17 protein-coding genes are annotated in these 17,466 nt (G+C 63.6%); 16 read left to right on the top strand and 1 reads right to left on the bottom strand.

Going from position 1 to position 17,466, the window contains the following annotated elements:
• Nucleotides 1–145: 145 nt before the first annotated feature.
• The gene (locus HCN58_RS08485) at nt 146–1,147 is read right to left on the bottom strand and encodes an adenosine kinase (RefSeq protein WP_171578911.1); all 1,002 of its coding nucleotides are present in this window, start codon (nt 1,145–1,147) and stop codon (nt 146–148) included.
• A 154-nt stretch (nt 1,148–1,301) separates the two neighbouring features.
• Here HCN58_RS08485 and murJ point away from each other — a divergent pair, with 154 nt between their 5' ends.
• The 16 genes from murJ to trmB all read left to right on the top strand — a co-directional run bounded on the left by murJ (nt 1,302) and on the right by trmB (nt 17,081).
• The gene (gene murJ, locus HCN58_RS08480) at nt 1,302–2,846 is read left to right on the top strand and encodes a murein biosynthesis integral membrane protein MurJ (protein WP_171578910.1); all 1,545 of its coding nucleotides are present in this window, start codon (nt 1,302–1,304) and stop codon (nt 2,844–2,846) included.
• 67 nt (nt 2,847–2,913) lie between these two features.
• Entirely contained in the window at nt 2,914–3,966 is a 1,053-nt protein-coding gene (trpS, locus tag HCN58_RS08475; protein WP_171578909.1) for a tryptophan--tRNA ligase, read from the top strand.
• A 92-nt stretch (nt 3,967–4,058) separates the two neighbouring features.
• On the top strand, nt 4,059–4,553 hold the full coding sequence (locus tag HCN58_RS08470) for a universal stress protein (protein WP_171578908.1): 495 nt from the start codon (nt 4,059–4,061) through the stop codon (nt 4,551–4,553).
• A 115-nt stretch (nt 4,554–4,668) separates the two neighbouring features.
• The gene (locus HCN58_RS08465; RefSeq protein WP_171578907.1) at nt 4,669–5,238 is read left to right on the top strand and encodes a NifU family protein; all 570 of its coding nucleotides are present in this window, start codon (nt 4,669–4,671) and stop codon (nt 5,236–5,238) included.
• Nucleotides 5,239–5,328: 90 nt separating this feature from the next.
• Nucleotides 5,329–6,027 carry a tRNA (adenosine(37)-N6)-threonylcarbamoyltransferase complex dimerization subunit type 1 TsaB gene (tsaB, locus tag HCN58_RS08460; protein WP_171578906.1) on the top strand — a complete coding sequence of 233 codons (699 nt, stop codon included), beginning with the start codon at nt 5,329–5,331 and terminating at the stop codon, nt 6,025–6,027.
• The gene (gene rimI / locus HCN58_RS08455; RefSeq protein ID WP_171578905.1) at nt 6,024–6,509 is read left to right on the top strand and encodes a ribosomal protein S18-alanine N-acetyltransferase; all 486 of its coding nucleotides are present in this window, start codon (nt 6,024–6,026) and stop codon (nt 6,507–6,509) included. The genes tsaB and rimI overlap by 4 nt, the downstream gene beginning before the upstream one ends.
• A gap of 51 nt (nt 6,510–6,560) precedes the next feature.
• Nucleotides 6,561–7,010 (top strand): Fur family transcriptional regulator, encoded by a 450-nt coding sequence (locus HCN58_RS08450; RefSeq protein WP_171578904.1) that lies wholly within the window; start codon nt 6,561–6,563, stop codon nt 7,008–7,010.
• 4 nt (nt 7,011–7,014) lie between these two features.
• Nucleotides 7,015–7,704 carry an HAD family hydrolase gene (locus HCN58_RS08445; RefSeq protein ID WP_311966788.1) on the top strand — a complete coding sequence of 230 codons (690 nt, stop codon included), beginning with the start codon at nt 7,015–7,017 and terminating at the stop codon, nt 7,702–7,704.
• 909 nt (nt 7,705–8,613) lie between these two features.
• Entirely contained in the window at nt 8,614–10,008 is a 1,395-nt protein-coding gene (gene miaB / locus HCN58_RS08440; protein WP_171578903.1) for a tRNA (N6-isopentenyl adenosine(37)-C2)-methylthiotransferase MiaB, read from the top strand.
• A gap of 4 nt (nt 10,009–10,012) precedes the next feature.
• Nucleotides 10,013–11,068: a PhoH family protein gene (locus tag HCN58_RS08435; protein ID WP_171578902.1), complete on the top strand. Its 1,056-nt coding sequence runs from the start codon at nt 10,013–10,015 to the stop codon at nt 11,066–11,068.
• Nucleotides 11,069–11,130: 62 nt separating this feature from the next.
• Nucleotides 11,131–11,655: an rRNA maturation RNase YbeY gene (gene ybeY, locus HCN58_RS08430; protein WP_171578901.1), complete on the top strand. Its 525-nt coding sequence runs from the start codon at nt 11,131–11,133 to the stop codon at nt 11,653–11,655.
• 1 nt (nt 11,656) lies between these two features.
• Nucleotides 11,657–12,775 carry a hemolysin family protein gene (locus HCN58_RS08425; protein WP_171578900.1) on the top strand — a complete coding sequence of 373 codons (1,119 nt, stop codon included), beginning with the start codon at nt 11,657–11,659 and terminating at the stop codon, nt 12,773–12,775.
• Nucleotides 12,772–14,382, top strand: a complete 1,611-nt coding sequence (gene lnt / locus HCN58_RS08420) for an apolipoprotein N-acyltransferase (RefSeq protein WP_171578899.1) — start codon at nt 12,772–12,774, stop codon at nt 14,380–14,382. Before HCN58_RS08425 ends, lnt begins: the two co-directional genes overlap by 4 nt.
• A gap of 248 nt (nt 14,383–14,630) precedes the next feature.
• Nucleotides 14,631–15,047: a helix-turn-helix domain-containing protein gene (locus HCN58_RS08415; RefSeq protein ID WP_065726270.1), complete on the top strand. Its 417-nt coding sequence runs from the start codon at nt 14,631–14,633 to the stop codon at nt 15,045–15,047.
• Between the two features lie 127 nt (nt 15,048–15,174).
• Nucleotides 15,175–16,302 (top strand): M20 family metallopeptidase, encoded by a 1,128-nt coding sequence (locus tag HCN58_RS08410; protein ID WP_171578898.1) that lies wholly within the window; start codon nt 15,175–15,177, stop codon nt 16,300–16,302.
• Nucleotides 16,299–17,081 carry a tRNA (guanosine(46)-N7)-methyltransferase TrmB gene (trmB, locus tag HCN58_RS08405; RefSeq protein ID WP_171578897.1) on the top strand — a complete coding sequence of 261 codons (783 nt, stop codon included), beginning with the start codon at nt 16,299–16,301 and terminating at the stop codon, nt 17,079–17,081. The genes HCN58_RS08410 and trmB overlap by 4 nt, the downstream gene beginning before the upstream one ends.
• Nucleotides 17,082–17,466 lie beyond the last annotated feature (385 nt).

Genomic DNA, 17,466 nt, shown 5'->3' with positions numbered 1-17,466 from the left:
CCCTCTCCCGCTTGCGGGGGGAGGGTTGGGGTGGGGGTGCCGCGAGTTAGGCTGATCGTGTGGAGAGAGCTTCCCCACCCGCATCGCATCTATCGACGCGATGCGACTCCCCCGCAAGCGGGAGAGGTGAAGCCAGTTTGTGGCCCTAAACCGGCAACCCGTTCTGTTTCGCCAGATCCTTCAGCGACACAAGCGGCCGCGCGCCGATGTGCTGGATCACTTCGGCGGCTGCAAGCGCGCCGAGACGGCCCGCATTTTCATAGCCGGCATTGCGGACGAGGCCGAACAGGAAACCGGCGGCGAACAGATCGCCGGCGCCGGTGGTGTCGACGAGCTTTTCGATCGGAAACGCTGGCACGGCTGTGACACCGTCCCTCGATGCCACCACGCAACCCTTCTCGCTGCGGGTGACGACGGCGAGTTTGGCATCAGTGCGCAACTGCTTCAGTGCGGTATCGAAATCCGAGGTCTGGTACAGCGAATGCAGTTCAGCCTCGTTGGCGAACACGAGATCGACCGTGCCTTCGCGCATCAGACCGAGAAACTCGTCGCGATAGCGATCGACGCAGAATGAGTCCGACAGCGTGAGCGCCACCTGTCGGCCGGCGCCATGCGCTATCCCGGCCGCCTTGATGAAGGCTTCCTTGGCGCTCTGCGGATCCCAAAGATAGCCTTCGAGGTAGACGACGCGCGACGCCGCGATCTGCGCCTCGTCGATATCCGACGGCCTCAGGTCCTGCGCGGCGCCAAGATAGGTGTTCATGGTGCGCTCGCCGTCCGGCGTCACCAGAATGTAGGAGCAGCCGGTGGCGGGGCCGTCTGACGCTGCCCTGGTTTCGAACGCGATGCCGGCGGCGCGAATGTCATGGGTATAGAGGCCGCCGATCTGGTCGTTTTTGACCTTGCCGATGAAGGCCGCGCGCGCACCGAAGCCGGCGACACCGACGATGGTGTTGGCCCCCGAGCCGCCGGATACCTCCGTCGCCGGGCCCATGTCCCGGTAGATCGACACGGCGCGGGCTTCGTCGATCAGCGCCATCCCGCCTTTGACCATGCCGTGATCGGCCAAAAATTTCTCATCGGTTTGCGCAAAGACGTCGAAAATCGCATTGCCGATCCCGAGAACGTCGTATTTTGCGTCAGTCATCCACCCGTCCTGTTTACGGCGTTGCGAAGGCTGCGGCCTACCACGACAGAGCCCGCGCCAGCAAGGCTACCTACCCCGTCATGCCTGAGGAGCCGCGAAGCGGCGTCTCGATGACGGCACTGTCAGCAAGCGACCTGGCTGCTATACACCGCGAATGATCCGCTCTTTCCTCACGGTATCTTCGGGAACGCTGGCCTCGCGGCTGCTCGGATTCGTACGCGATTCCCTGCTCGCGGCACTGCTTGGCGCGCGGCCCATCGCAGATGCGTTCCTGGCTGCGTTTCAACTGGTCAATGTCATGAGAAGGCTGCTGACGGAGGGCGGCCTGAACGCCGCGCTGGTGCCGGCCTGGCTGCGCGTGCGTGAGACAGATGGCGCAATGGCGGCGGCGGCGTTTGCGGGGCGCGTGCTCGGCACGATCACCGCAGCGCTGATGGTCGCCACAGCATTGCTCGCGTTGGCAATGCCGCTCGTAATCACCGCGCTGGCGCCCGGATTTACCGGCCGCGAGACGCTGCAGCTCGCCGTCGACAATGCACGGCTGATGCTGCCGTACCTCGCCTTCGCAGGTCCGGTGACCGTGATGATGGCGCTGCTGAATGCACAGGGGCGATTTGCGCTGACGGCGTTCTCGCCGCTGCTGTTCAACATCGCGCTGATCGCGGTTATGGCCGTGCTGCTGGCCGTGCAGCCGGATGCCACTCGGGCCGCCCAGGTCGTCGCCGCCACCGTTGGCGTGGCCGGGCTGCTGCAGCTCTCTGTGCTGGTGCTGCGCCGTGGCGAGAACCTCGCGACACCCTTGCGTATCTCATTCGACAAGGAGATCCGCGGCTTTCTGAGCAAAGCGGTGCCGGGCATGATGGCGTCGAGCACGCCGCAGTTGCTGATGGTGGCCGGCGCAATCATCGCGTCCTCGTCGCCGTCGGCGGTATCGTGGCTCTATTTCGCCAACCGCCTGGTCGAACTGCCGCTCGGCATCGTCGGCGTCGCCATGGGAACGGTGCTGATCCCGGAACTGACGCGCGCGGTGCGCGGCGATGACCACACCGCCATGGCTTACACCGAATCCCGCGGCCTCGAACTCGCCGTCGGATTGGCGCTGCCGGCAACGCTCGGCCTAATCGTGCTGAGCGAGCCAATCGTACAGCTGCTGTTCGAGCACGGCGCGTTCACCGCTGATGACACCAAAGCCACCGCCCGCGCGTTGATGTGGCTGACGCTGGCGTTGCCCGCGCATGTGCTGCTAAAGGCGCTGTCGCCGGCATTCTTCGCGCGCGAAGATACGATCACGCCGCTGGTCGCCGCGCTGAAAGGCGTGGTGCTGGCGATCGCTTCTGCCTTCCTGCTCAGCCATTGGTACGCCGCCGACGGCATCGCGGCGGCAATAGCTTTTGGCGCCTGGACCATGGCGTTCAGCCTGATCCGCCGCGGCGCGCAAACCTTCGGCTTTTCCATCGATCGAGAGGCGAAGCGGCGGCTGCCGCGCATCGCGCTGGCGGCATTGGCGATGGGCGCGCCGCTGTGGCTTGCGGCGCGCTCGCTGCCTTCCCTCACCTCAAACGCACACGGCCTCGTGCAGGCGGTCCTGCTGCTGCTCCTGATATCGGCGGGGATTGTGGTTTATGGCCTTTTCCTGCGGCTCTTCGGCGTCACCGGCTGGCGCGAAGCGGTTAACGCGATCAGGCAAACAAAGGCCTAGCCGCTTGCGCTGGTAGCCTCTGCGTGGCAAACGACGGCGCGAAACAGGCATCCTCGGGAAGCGGACAATGGCTTTTGTTGAACGGGTTTTTTCCGGCGTCCAGCCGACGGGTAATCTGCATCTCGGCAATTATCTCGGCGCGATCGTCAACTTCGTGAAGATGCAGGAAACCCATAACTGCATCTATTGCGTCGTCGACATGCACGCGATCACGCAAGGCATGGACGTCTGGGGCGGCCCGGCGGAGCTCGCCCGCAACACCCGCGAAGTCACCGCGGCCTTCATCGCCGCCGGCATCGATCCGAAGAAGCACATCGTGTTCAACCAGAGCCAGGTTGCCGGCCACGCCGAGCTGGCCTGGATATTCAACTGCGTGGCGCGGGTCGGCTGGCTCAGCCGCATGACGCAGTTCAAGGAGAAGGCCGGCAAGGACCGCGAGAACGCATCCGTCGGGCTGTACGATTACCCGGTGCTGATGGCGGCGGACATCCTGCTCTATCGCGCAACCCATGTGCCGGTTGGCGAGGACCAGAAGCAGCATCTCGAACTCTCGCGGGACATCGCGCAGAAGTTCAACAACGATTTCGGCGATTCGATTCGCGGCCACGGTTTGAGTGACGGCCTGTTCTTCCCGCTGCCGGAGCCTTTTATCACCGGCCCGGCGACGCGAGTGATGTCGCTTCGCGACGGCACCAAGAAGATGTCGAAGTCGGACGCCTCGGACAATTCGCGGATCAACCTGACCGACGACGCCGATCTGATCGCGCAAAAGATCCGGAAAGCCAAGACCGATCCGGAACCGTTGCCGTCAGAGGAAAAGGGGCTGGAGAACCGGCCCGAGGCCGACAACCTCGTCGGCATCTATGCGGCGCTAGCCGACCGGAGTAAATCCGACGTGCTGCGCGAATTCGGCGGCGGACAGTTCTCCAGCTTCAAGAACGCGCTGGTGGAACTTTGCGTGGCAAAACTCTCCCCGATCGCCTCCGAGATGAAGCGGCTGGTCGCCGATCCCGGCCATGTCGACAAAATCCTGATCGATGGCGCCGATCGCGCGCGCGTTCTCGCCGACGAAACCATGCGGGCGGCTCAGGACATCGTCGGTTTCATCCGAAAGAGCTAGCTCGTGCCACTGCGCTGCAACAGCGTCGCCGCTTGTCGAGAGCGGCTGCGCCGTGGCAGCATGCGGCGGTTTGGCGCAGCACCGGGACATGCATGACCACCCAGCGACGAAGCTACGAGACGGGTCACAAGCCAAAATGCCTTGTCATCGTTGACGACACCGCGGAATGGGACCGCGCGGTGTACTACGCCAGCCGCTGGGCGGTGCGCGTCGGCGGCGGCGTGGTGATGCTGCGAATCATCGCGATCGAAGACCAGAACCAGCAGTGGCTGGGCGTTGCCGACATCATGCGCGCCGAGGCCGAGGACGCCGCCAATGAGGCGCTCGACCGCGCCTCCGGCCGTGCCAACGGCATCGCCGCGATCACGCCCGAACGGGTAATTCGCGAGGGCGATCCGACCACTCAGATCCTCGACGTGATCGACAAGGACGTCGACATTTCGATGCTGGTGCTGGCGGCAAACCCGGGCCCCGAAGGCCCCGGCCCGCTGATCAGCATGATGGCCCAGGCCGCCGGTTCCTTCCCGATCCCCGTCGTCATCGTGCCCGGCGATCTCAGCGATGCCGAGATCGACGGGCTGTCTTAGGGCTTGATCTGCTTAGAGAATTGCTGGTTTGCGCTCTTGACGGTGCGCTGGCGGTCGCCATCTGCTATGGGACACCCACGCGCCGGCCTTGAACCGGCGACGCCGGAGAAAACCAATGTTCATTCAGACCGAAGCCACGCCCAATCCCGCCACCCTGAAATTCATACCTGGCCGTACCGTGCTCGATACCGGCACGATGGAATTCTCCAGCCGCGAAGCCGCCGCCCGTTCGCCGCTGGCCGAGCGACTGTTCGGCGTGCCCGGCGTATCCGGCGTGTTCTACGGCTACGATTTCGTCACCGTGACCAAGGCGGACGGCGAATGGCAGCATCTCAAGCCCGCGATCCTCGGCGCCATCATGGAACATTACATGTCCGGCGCGCCGCTGCTGGCGCATGGCACGGCCGGCAACGACGAGGCAGCGGACGAGGAAGGCGAGTTCTTCAGCGAGGCCGATGCCGACACGGTCGCGACCATCAAGGACCTGATCGAGACGCGGGTGCGGCCCGCGGTCGCCAATGACGGCGGCGACATCACCTTCCGCGGCTTCAAGGACGGCATCGTCTACCTCAATATGAAGGGCGCGTGCTCGGGCTGCCCGTCATCGACGGCGACGCTCCAGCACGGCATCCAGAATCTGCTGAGGCATTTCGTGCCCGACGTGGTCGAAGTCCGGCCGATGTGAGAAGGCGCGAATGGTGAGTAGCGAATGGCGAATAGAGCCGAACCACGATAGTCTATTCGCTATTCGCCACTCGCCATTCGCCCTCTCCCGATGCTGATCCTCGCCATCGATACCGCGCTCGATGCCTGCGCCGCGGCCGTGCTCGACACCAGCGCGAGCAAGCTCGTCGGGCAGGAATCGCAGCCGATGAAACGCGGCCATGCCGAAGCCTTGATGCCACTGATCGCACGCGTGATGAAGGCGTCCGGCGTTGCCTTTACCGCGCTCGACCGCATTGCCGCGACGACCGGCCCCGGCAGCTTTACCGGATTGCGCGTCGGCCTTTCCGCCGCCCGCGGCATTGCGCTCGCCGCCGGCAAGCCGGTTGTCGGCGTGACGACGCTGACCGCATTTGCCGCTCCTATCGTCGGCGAGGATGGCGAGCATCCGGTCATCTCCGCGATTGATGCGCGGCATGATCACGTCTATTTCCAGGTGCTGGCCGGCGCCGGCCGTTCGTTGATCAAGCCGAAAGTGGCACCGATCGCGGAAGCGCTTGAAGCGGCGCGCTTCGGCGCGCCGCATTTGGTCGGCAACGCCGCAAAGATTCTGGCCGACCGCTGGCTGGCCGATGCGCCGCCGCCTTTCAAAATCGATCAGCAGGCAGCGCCCGACATCGCCTGGGTGGCGTGGCTGGGCGCTGCGGTCAATCCCGAGAGCTCACCGGCGCGGCCCTATTATCTGCGCGCGCCCGACGCCAAGCCGCCGAACAATCCGCTGTCCGGCGCACCGCAGCCGCCGGCATCATGATGACATGGCTCTCCGAATGGTGGGACGGCGGCACTGCGGTGATCGAACCGGCCATTCCGCGCGATGCGGCACGTTTGGCGCAACTGCACAGCGCATCGTTTCATCGCGGCTGGGGCGAAGGCGAATTCGAGGTGATGCTGACCGAGCGCAATACGCTCGTGCATCGTCTCAGGCTCGGGCGCAAGATCATCGGCTTTGCCGTTTCGCGCATGGCTGCCGATGAGGCGGAATTATTGTCGATCGCCATCGACGCGACTCAACGCGGACGTGGCCTGTCACGCAACCTGTTGCTGACGCATCTCGGTCATCTCGCCGGCCGCGGCGCGCGCAAGGTGTTCCTCGAGGTTGAAGAAAATAATCAGCCGGCGCGGCGCTTGTATGCATGGGCCGGCTTCGAGGTCGTCGGCCGCCGGGAACGCTACTATCAGCAGCCCGGCGGCGAGCAATTGAATGCGCTTCTGATGCGGCGTGACTTGTCGTAATATGCGCGGGGTGGCAAAAGACCCCGACCTGCTCGCCAAGGCCTCGAGACCATGCCCGTACTGAAATCCCCGTCTGCGCAACAAAATACCGGCATCGAGGCGCGCTGCGCTGCCACTGGCATGCGCATGACCGAACAGCGCCGGGTGATTGCGCGTGTGCTCGCGGAATCGGCCGATCATCCGGACGTCGAGGAACTTTACCGGCGCTGCGTCTCGGTCGACGACAAGATCTCGATCTCGACGGTATATCGCACCGTCAAGCTGTTCGAGGATGCCGGCATCATCGAACGGCACGATTTCCGCGAGGGCCGGGCGCGTTACGAGCAGATGCCCGACAGCCATCACGATCATCTGATTAATCTGCGCGACGGCAAGGTGATCGAGTTCACCTCCGAGGAGATCGAGAAATTGCAGGCCGAGATCGCCCGCAAGCTCGGCTACAAACTGGTCGATCACCGGCTGGAGCTTTATTGCGTCCCGCTCGACGACGACAAATCCTGATCGCGTGCCAATTTTGAATCCGAACTTCGATCTGGTCATTTTTGACTGCGACGGCGTGCTGGTCGACAGCGAAGTCATTTCGTGCCGTGCGCATGCGCAAACACTCACGCGCCACGGCTATCCGATCACATCGGAACAGGTGTTTCATCGCTTCCTCGGCCGTTCGACACGCCAGGCGAATATCGAAATCGAGGCCGAACTCGGCCGCGCTCTACCTGACGACTTTCATCTGCAGTTGCAGGATGAGTTGTACCGGACGTTCGAAGCCGATCTGGAGGCCGTGCCGCACATTCACGCCGCGCTCGATGCCATCGCCCAGCCGATCTGCGTGGCGTCGAGCGGCTCGCATTCCCGCATGCGAATCAGCCTCGGCCGCACCAAACTCTACGATCGATTTGCGCCGAATATTTTTTCGGCCTCGCAGGTCTCTAACGGCAAGCCCGCACCGGACCTGTTTCTGTTCGCGGCCGAACAGATGCACGTCGCGCCGGAACGCTGCATCGTGATCGAGGACAGCGTTCCCGGCGTCATGGGCGGATGCGCGGCCGGCATGACCGTGCTCGGTTTTCACGGCGGCAGCCATTGTCGGCAAGGATATGGCGAGAAGCTGCACGATGCCGGAGCGGCCGTGATCTTCGATGATATGCGCAGACTGCCCGACCTGATTGCGCGGGTCGGCCTAATGGCTCGCTAGATAAATTGACTTCAGGTCGAAGCAATTCGCTTCGTAGTATTTTGAGACAGCCTCAAGGTAAGCGTCGATAAAACAGACGCGCTGAATGCCCCACATGACGGTCCCCCGTTTTCCCGGCGACAGCCGCCCCCTCAAGGCAGCAGTATAGGAACGGCAACGATGTTGATGGCCGGAGAACTACGGAGGTTCTGGTGGTCCTGATTGGCACCGCCTTTGCTGGACACCGGAATGCGCCGTGAGCGCGTCCCAAACCAGATCAGCGCAGAGGCTAGCTATGGCAATTTCGTATCCACTTCAGACGCCCCGGGGAACCGCAACATCGAACCGGCCACAAATCGGGACACTGATCGAAAGCCTCTCGCGTTCGGTCGAGTTGCTCACCATCGAAATCGACCACGAGGAGGCTCGCGCGGGCGTTCGCGATCTGTCGGATCCAACCTATCCGCTGTTGGCGCGGAGCCTGAGGGTCCGTAGGGACAATATTCGCATCACCATTGCTTCGCTGGATGCGTTTATCCATGCAACCGAGGCGGCGTAACGGCATTCGCTCAAGCCGCAACCGCTCCCTTAAGCCTTTCACCTGCATTGCGAGGAAAAGAGGCAACACACGCACGCCAGGTTCCCGGTTTGGCTTTACGGCTCCCCTTCTGTTTCGACGGTACATTGAGCGGCCAGACCAACGTCGCGGTTTGTCGCCTTCCCGACATGGCCTGAATATTGGCGTGACGTCTGCTTTGTCCCTTCGGCGGGCAGACGTGTCCCTGCGCGTCGGGGGATCTCGCAATTCCGGGTAGGTTCTGTCGCATCGGCCCTGGAAATAACGCCTATTACGCTGGATTTCCGGCTCCTTAGCCTATAATTGACCCCTGACGCCGAATTGGCGCTATGCAAACCCAGCACCCAGGTTCCATGAAGCCGCCGCGCAAGCTGCATATCAAGTCCTATGGCTGCCAGATGAACGTCTACGATGCGCAACGCATGGTGGACACGCTGGCGGGCGAGGGCTTTGTCGAGACTGAAAGCGCTGACGATGCGGACCTGGTTATCCTCAACACCTGCCATATCCGCGAAAAGGCCTCCGAGAAGGTTTATTCCGAACTCGGGCGGCTGCGCGTCGCCAAGGATGAGGCGGCGCGGAAAGGCCGCGAGATGCGCATCGCGGTCGCTGGCTGTGTCGCACAGGCCGAAGGCGAGGAAATCGTCCGCCGCGCGCCTGTCGTTGACGTCGTGGTCGGGCCGCAGAGCTATCATCATCTGCCGCAATTGTTGGCGCGCGCCAAGAGCGAAGGCCGTGCGCTGGAGACCGAATTTCCGGTCGAGGACAAGTTCGGTTTCCTCCCTGCTCCCAAACCGGATGCGATCCGCGCGCGCGGCATCTCCGCGTTCGTCACCGTGCAGGAAGGTTGCGACAAGTTCTGCACCTTCTGCGTGGTGCCCTATACACGCGGCGCGGAGGTCTCTCGCCCGGTCGCAAAGATCGTCGACGACGTGAAGCGGCTGGCCGACAACGGGGTGCGCGAGATCACCCTGATCGGGCAGAACGTCAATGCCTATCACGGCGAGGGCCCCGACGGACGGACCTGGCCGCTCGGCAAGCTGCTGCATCGGCTTGCCGAAATCGAAGGTATCGTGCGGTTACGCTACTCGACCAGTCATCCCCGAGACGTCGATGACTCGCTGATTGCAGCGCATCGCGACCTCGCAGGCCTGATGCCGCTCGTCCATCTCCCGGTGCAGTCCGGCTCCGACCGGATCCTGGCCGCCATGAACCGCAAGCATACCGCCGATGATTATTGCCGCGTCATCGACCGTTTCCGTACCGCCCGCCAAGATATTGCGTTTTCATCGGATTTTATCGTCGGTTTCCCCGGCGAAACCGAGGGAGAATTTGCCGCGACCCTCGCACTTGTCATGCAAATCGGATACGCTGCGGCTTATTCGTTCAAATATTCGCCGCGGCCCGGCACGCCGGCGGCGGACATGCGGGAGACGGTTTCAGCGGCTGAAATGGACGAGCGATTGGTGCGGCTCCAGGAATTGATCGACAGTCAGCAATCGGCCTTCAACAGGGCCATGATTGGCAACACCGTCGATGTGCTGTTCGAACGCGCGGCCCGCAATCCCGGCCAGATCGTCGGCCGCACCGCCTATCTGCAGCCCGCGCATGTGTTTGCCTCGCCCGATATCATTGGACAGATGCTGCCGGTCAAGATCGAGAGCCTGGAGCGTTACAGCCTGCTCGGCACCCTCGCCACCTCCCCGGCGCGGCCGGCCTCTTCTCTTTCATTGACGGCAGGAGCCTGAACCCTTGCCAAAAAGCGCATCGGATTCATCTTCGCTCGCTCCCAACCGCAAATTTGATCGCGACATGCAAATTCCGCCCGAGACCCAGGTCGTCATCGATTTCGACGACAACCGCGCCGCTTCGGCCCTCGTGGGCCCTTACGGCCAGAACCTGGCGATGGTCGAACGGCGGCTCGGCGTCGTTGTCGATTCCCGTGGCAACCACATCACTATCGCCGGCTCCCGCGACGGCTGCGACGCCGCGCGGCGCGTGCTGGAGACGCTCTATTCACAGGCCGCGCAAGGCCACGACCTCTCGCAGGGCGAGGTCGAAGGCGCGATCCGCGCCGTGCTCGCGCAGGGCTCGCTGTTCGAGTTCGACGCCAAGACCGCAAAACCCTCGTTCGAGACCATCAACTTGCGCAAGCGTCCGGTGCGCGCCCGCACCGCGGCGCAGGATTCCTACATCCGCGCACTGAAGCGCCACGAACTGGTGTTCGGCGTCGGCCCGGCCGGCACCGGCAAGACCTGGCTTGCGGTCGCGCATGCCGCGCAACTGTTCGAACGCAAGGAAGTCGATCGCATCATCCTATCGCGGCCCGCGGTCGAGGCCGGCGAGCGGCTCGGCTTCCTGCCGGGCGATCTCCGCGAAAAGGTCGATCCTTACTTAAGACCGATCTACGACGCGCTGTATGATTTAATGGATGCGCGCGTGGTTGAACGCGCCTTGCAGGGCGGCGAAATCGAAATCGCGCCGCTCGCCTTCATGCGCGGCCGCACCCTCACCAACGCTGTCATCATCCTCGACGAAGCGCAGAACACCACGTCGATGCAGATGAAGATGTTCCTGACGCGGCTCGGCGAGAACAGCCGCATGATCGTCACCGGCGATCCATCGCAGGTCGACCTGCCGAACGGACAGGCTTCCGGGCTTGCCGAAGCCTGCAAGCTGCTCGACAACGTCGAAGGCATTGCGCAGGTGAAATTCACCGCGGAAGACGTCATTCGCCATGAACTGGTGGCGCGGATCGTCGCCGCCTACGAGGGATTGCCGCAGAAACCGGCAACCGGAAAGTCTTGACCGCAAACTCTTCGCGCCCGGACCTGCCGCCGGCAGGCCGGGGCCGCAACCACAACATTGCAATGCAAACCGCTGGAACGCTCGTGTCGTCCGTCCTGCCCCTCACCGAAGTTCTCGTCGTCGCCGATTGCTGGCAGACCGAACCGGAGGCAGAGGCGGTGATCCATCGCGCCATCAATGCGGCGGCCGAAATCGCCGATGCCGATGTCGGCGACACGGAACTTGCTGTCATGCTGACCGACGATGCCGGGATCCGTACGCTGAACAGCAACTGGCGCGGCATCGACAAGCCGACCAACGTGCTGTCGTTTCCGGCGCTGCAGCCGGCCGCGGACGCGCCTTCGGATGCGCCGCGCATGCTCGGCGATATCGCCATCGCCTATGAAACGACCCGGAAAGAGGCCGATGAAGAAGAAAAACCGTTCGATCATCATCTCAGCCATCTTGCGGTCCACGGGTTCCTGCATTTGATCGGGTACGACCACGAGAAGGACGACGACGCCGAAGCCATGGAAGGTCTCGAACGTGAGATTCTCGCGCAGCTCGGCATTCCCGATCCGTATCCGGACCGGGAGCGGATGGACTGAAATGCCGGACTCCGACCCGATACAGGACAACCCGCGCGACACGCGCAACCTGCCGGTGGTGGTGCAGGAAGGCGAGGTGCTGCGCCCGGCCGCCGCCGAAAACTGGCTGCTGCGGGCGATCCGCACGCTGTTCGGCTGGAAGTCGGGATCGGTGCGCGCCGATCTTCAGGTCGTGCTCGACGCCTCCACCCCTGATGTCGGCTTTTCCGCCATTGAGCGCACCATGCTGCGCAACATCCTCGGGCTCAACGAGCGGCGGATCGCCGACGTGATGGTACATCGCGCCGACATCGTCGCGGTGAAGCGGGATATCCCGCTCGGCGAACTGATGAGCCTGTTCGAGAGCGCGGCGCATTCGCGGCTCGTGGTCTACAACGAAACGCTCGACGACCCCGAAGGCATCGTTCACATCCGCGACCTCCTGGCGTTCATGACGGCGAAGGCGCGCGTCGGCGATACCACCAAGCCCAAGCGCAAGAAGCCGTTTCCGGCAGGGCTCGACCTGCGCGCGGTCGACCTCGCCATGCCGCTGGCGGAGGCCAACATCATCCGAAAACTCCTGTACGTGCCGCCGTCGATGCGGGCGATCGATTTGCTGGCGCAGATGCAGGCCTCGCGCATCCACCTGGCGCTGGTGGTGGATGAATATGGCGGTACCGACGGGCTGGTGTCGATCGAGGACATCGTCGAGCAGATCGTCGGCGAGATCGACGACGAGCACGACAGCGACGAGCCGCCGGCGATCGTCCGGCAGGGCGATAACGCCTTCATCGCGGATGCCCGCGCCAGCCTTGAGGATGCGCGCAAGATGATCGGCGAGGAATTCGTGACCGGCGAGGCGAGCGAGGAAGTCGCTACACTTGGCGGCTATCTGGTGTCCCAGGTCGGCCGTCTGCCGGTGCGCGGCGAGGTCATTGCCGGTCCCGGCAATTTCGAGATCGAGGTGCTCGATGCTGATCCGCGGCGGGTCAAGCGGCTGCGGATCGGGATTCGGAAAGAACGCCCCGCAGCGCGCGCGACGCGCGAGCGGAGCCGCCGCGAGGCCGCGCCCGACACCAGCGCGCCGCCGACCAATGACAATACGCCGCCGGCCTCCGGCGATGGAGCCGGCTCGCAGTGATCCCACCCAGCAAATTCCGCGCCGCGGGACTTTCGATTATCCTGGCCTGGGGCTGGAAGCGCGCCGCGATCGCGCTCGTCGCCGGCGCGATGTCGGCGCTGTCGATGGCGCCGTTCAACGCCTGGCCGGTGCTGTTTGTGACGTTTCCGGTCGCGGTCTGGCTGATTGACGGAGCCGCGGCCGGAAAACGGCGCGGCGTGCCGGCGGCGGCGATGTCGGGCTACTGGTTCGGGCTCGGCTATTTCGTGCCCGGGCTCTACTGGATCGGCAACGCCTTCCTGGTCGACGCGCCGACCTTTGCCTGGCTGATGCCGTTCGCGGTGCTCGGCCTGCCGGCCTATCTGGCCTTGTTTCCGGCGCTCGGCTTCGCGCTAGCGCGGCTGATCTGGACGCGGGATGCATCGCGGGTTCTGGCGCTCGCGGTCGGGCTTACGGTCAGCGAATGGCTGCGCGGCTATGTGCTATCGGGATTTCCCTGGAATGCCTTCGGCTACGCGCTGTCGGAGCCTTTGGCGCTGGCGCAGACCGCATCGCTGATCGGGCTGTGGGGCATGACCTTGCTCAGCGTCGCGATTTTCGCCAGCCCGGCAACGCTGATCGACGGAAGTTCGCGCGGCCGCAGGCCCTGGATCGCGCCGGTGGCCGCACTCTTGCTGCTCGCGGCGATGGGAATTTACGGCGCCGTGCGGCTGTCGCTGCAGCCGACGGCCCTGACCAAGGTCAAGCTGCGCATCATGCAGCCGAACCTGCAGCAGGACGTCAAATTCAACTATGGCGCCAAAGCGGAGGTGATGCAGAAATACCTTGCTCTGTCCGACCGCGCTTCAGGTCCGCAGTCCACCGGCGTGCGCGACGTGCAAATCCTGATCTGGCCGGAATCGGCTTTCCCGTTTTTCCTGACGCGCGAAGCCGATGCGATGGCGCAGATCGCCGAGCTGTTGCCGAAGGGCACGGTGCTGGTGACCGGCTCGGTGCGTGCCCCCGACGGCCCGCCCGGCGCCCGCGTCTCCCGCGCCTACAATTCGATCTATGTGATCGACCATGATGGCGGCGTGCTGTCGGTCTACGACAAGCTGCATCTGGTGCCGTTCGGGGAATATCTGCCGTTTCAGGAGTGGATGGAAAAGCTCGGCTTTGTGCAGCTGACAAAGGTGCACGGCGGCTTCATTCCGGGCACGCGACGCCGCGCGATGGAGATCCCGAATGCGCCGCGCGCGCTACCGCTGATCTGCTACGAGGCGATTTTTCCCGGGAATGTTGCAGCGCGTGACGACCGCCCCGGCTGGATCATCAATCTGACCAATGACGGCTGGTTTGGAAATTCGACGGGCCCCTACCAGCACCTGCAGCAGGCACGGCTGCGCGCGATCGAGGAAGGGCTGCCGATGGTGCGCGCCGCCAACACCGGCATCTCGGCGGTGATCGATCCTTCAGGACGAATTGTGGCACGGCTCGATCTTGGCATTGACGGTGTGCTGGATGGCAGCCTACCGGCGGCCCTGCCGCCGACGGTTTATGCTCGCCTTGGAGATATCCCAGCAGCCGTCATTGTGGCCGCAGCCTTCTTCGTCGTCGTCAGACGCCGCGTTGCAAAGCACGCTGCCTGAGATTTGCACACGACCGGGTTGTCACTAGTTTACTAAAAAAGCCTGCGTGCGCGGTTCCACCAGTTGACAGACAGCCTGCGATTCGCTTTCTGCGCTTGCAAGCCAAAAACGACAACCAGTCACTTCCGTTGCTCAGATCGTCCGCAATTCTACCCGATCCTCCGAGCAGGATATGACGGTACCGGCGCGCCTGAGGCATAGAACTTCCACTGCCTCATTCCCGGCGCGCAATCCTAGGAGTGATGCAGATGTCCACCAAAGCGCCCAATCCGGTCGACAAATATGTCGGCAGCCGCGTCCGGATGCGCCGCATCATGCTGGGCATGAGCCAGGAAAAGCTGGGCGAAGCGCTCGGCCTCACGTTCCAGCAGGTTCAGAAATACGAAAAAGGCACCAACCGGGTCGGCGCCAGCCGCCTACAGCAGATCTCCGAGATTTTGCAGGTGCCGGTGTCGTTTCTGTTCGATGGCGGGCCGAGCGGCGTAGCCAATGCGGACGGGTTCGGCGACGGCGCCTCTCCGGCCTACGTATCCGATTTCCTCGCCACGTCAGAGGGTCTGGCGCTGACGCGCGCATTCACGCGCATCACCGATTCCAAAATGCGCCGCTCCATCGTCGAATTGGTCGAGCAGATCGCGTCGCGCGACGGCCCCGACCCGCGCTGATTTTCATCCCGCACCGGTTTGAGAATTTCGTATTCTGGAATATGTCGTTATTTCGCGCCCGCATTGGCGCGGGCCCACGATGTAATTGCGCATCGGAGCATGACGCCGTATCGGATACGAAAGAGACATGACGATAACCAATCCCTTCGACCCCGCGCCGATCCTCGAAGGCATTCGCCGCTGGGTCGAAATCGAGAGCCCGACCGAGGCGCCCGAGCAGGTCAACAAGCTCGCCAGCCTCGTCGCTGAAGGCTATCGCGGCCTGCCCGCGACCGTGGAGCGGATCGGCGGGCACTCCGGCTGCGGCGATCACCTGATGGCGCGCTCGTCATGGGGGCAGGATGAACCGGGCATCCTGGTGCTGAGCCACCTCGACACGGTGCATCCGATTGGCTTCATCGAGCGCCTGCCGTTCCGGATCGAGGGCGACAGCGCATTCGGCCCGGGCATCTACGACATGAAGGGCGGCGCCTATCTCGCCTACCATGCGTTTCGGCAAGTCTGTGCCGATGGTGCGCGGCCGCCACTCGGCATCACCCAGCTCTATGTCTCCGATGAAGAGATCGGCAGCCCGACCTCGCGCGCGCTGATCGAGGCCGAGGGCCGCAAGGCGAAATATGTGCTGGTCACCGAACCGGCGCGCGACGGCGGCAAGATCGTCACCGGACGCAAGGGCGTCGGTCGCTTCGAGGTCTTCATCAAGGGCGTGCCCTCGCATGCCGGCACCCGGCCGGAGGACGGCCGCAGCGCCATCCGCGAACTCGGCCATGTCATCCAGACGCTGGAGGCGATGAACGATCTTGCACGCGGCATTACCGTCAATGTCGGCGTCGTCCGCGGCGGCACACGGCCGAACGTGATTGCGGAAGAGGCCTATGCCGAGGTCGATTTACGCGTACCGACGATGTCCGATGCCGACGAGCTCGCATCAAAAATCCTCAATCTGAAATCGCGCACCGAAGGCGTCACCGTCAAGGTGATCGGCGAATTGAACCGTCCGCCTTACGAAAAGAGCAATGCCGGCGCCGCCCTTTACGAGCATGCCAGAACGATTGCGGCGGAGATCGGCTTCGATCTGGTCGACACCTCGACCGGCGGCGGCTCCGACGGCAATTTCACCGCGCCGCATACCGCGACCCTCGACGGGCTCGGCGTCGACGGCCAGGGCGCGCATACTCATTACGAGCAGATGTACATCTCCTCGATCGAGTCCCGGGCGCGGCTGTTGTACCGGCTGTACCAGACGCTGCGATGATATCGGCCCCGAACGATACGAAAGATCGCGACACGCCGCTCGATGACGGTACGGCTGCGCATGCGCGCGGCTCGTTCTTCGGCCGCCGCAAGGGCCACAAGCTCCGCATCCACCAGGCCGACCTGATCGATAATCTGCTGCCGCATCTCGCGCTCAATATCGCAACGCCGGCGCCGGAGCAGCTTGCCGATCTGTTCGACGGCGAACCTGAGGATGTCAGGCTCGAAATCGGATTCGGCGGCGGCGAACATTTGATTGCGGAAGCGCAGGCCTTTCCGAACGTCGGGTTCCTCGGCTGCGAGCCCTATGTCAACGGCATGGCAAAAATTCTGACGCAGATCGAGGCGCACAGCATCGGCAATATCCGGCTCTATGCCGGCGACGCCGCGGAATTGCTGGCCTGGGCGCCGCCGCATTCGCTGGCGCGGATCGACCTGATCCATCCGGATCCCTGGCCGAAGCGGCGGCACTGGAAGCGCCGCTTCGTGCAGGACGCCACGGTAAAGGCGATGGCGCGCATCCTGAAGAGCGGCGGCGAATTCCGTTTCGTCAGCGACATCGACGATTACTGCGCCTGGACGCTGGCGCATCTGATGCGCAGCTCCGATTTTGTCTGGACGGCCGAGCGCGCCGCCGACTGGCAAAAGCCGTGGGACGGCTACACCATGACGCGCTACGGCCGCAAAGCCGAGCGCGAGGGGCGCGTGGCGGCGTATTTGACGTTTCGGAGGGTAGGGAAATCATCGTCGTTCCGGGGCAATGCGCCACATCAATCATGACGCGTACTTCGCACCTCGGAGAACGGGTTCAATCCGCGTCCCGGAACCTCCGCTAATTAGCGCATGTGGGGCGGAGCCGACGCCGTCGTAACGCTTGTACTTCCTGCTACAAATCAACGCGGGTTGGCATGCTTTTGCCTTTTTCGTAAAGTTGAAGTGAGCGTTAGGATGTCGCCTCGTGAGCGCTGGAGCCGCGCGAATGACGACCGCCACGACAACATCGGCTTCCGTGTTGCCGGCGCGTTTTGTGCCGATGCCTTTTGCGATCACGGGTCAGAAGAGACAGCCTCACGCACGCGACCCGGTCCCGATGGGGGCTGCAGGAAGTCGATTGCGCGACGCAATCGCCGAGTTACGCCCACTAATTTGTTTAATTGTCCGGAGC

The sequence above is a fragment of the Bradyrhizobium australiense genome, assembly GCF_013114825.1.
GTDB classification, from domain to species: domain Bacteria; phylum Pseudomonadota; class Alphaproteobacteria; order Rhizobiales; family Xanthobacteraceae; genus Bradyrhizobium; species Bradyrhizobium australiense.
The sequence above is the reverse complement of the archived record's forward strand: the minus strand, read 5'-3'. Positions and strand labels throughout refer to the sequence as shown.